This window comes from Massilia sp. CT11-108, from assembly GCF_047302915.1.
In the GTDB taxonomy this organism is placed as follows: Bacteria; Pseudomonadota; Gammaproteobacteria; order Burkholderiales; family Burkholderiaceae_D; genus Telluria; species Telluria orientalis.
In genome coordinates this window covers 1-265 of the sequence record NZ_JBKYMO010001550.1, presented here as the reverse complement: position 1 = coordinate 265, position 265 = coordinate 1, and the positions used below count along the sequence as shown (strand labels likewise).

The 265-nt window shown below is 74.7% G+C and carries 1 protein-coding gene; it reads right to left on the bottom strand.

Features of this window, described 5'->3' with window-relative positions; translation table 11 throughout:
- Positions 1 to 265 (bottom strand): alanine racemase (locus tag ACEN88_RS35575; protein ID WP_413347104.1); only part of this gene is annotated, 265 nt, incomplete at both ends.

Here is a 265-nt window from a genome sequence, read left to right as displayed (position 1 = left end):
CCTGCACCGCGGCCGCGAGACGGCGGCCGACGCGTGCGCACAGGGCGCTCCATTCGCGCACCTGGCCCGGGTCGTTCAGCACCGGCGTCAAGCCGTGTGCGAGGAAGTCGGCGGCGGTACCGGGCGGCGGGCCATGCAGGACGTAGATGGTGCTGTCGGGCGGGACGATGTCGCGCAGGCCGATGCCTTCGTCGACGTGGGCCGTGAAGAACACGCGGCAGCCCGCGCGCACGAGCGCGGGCGCCACGCGCGCCATGCCGAGACC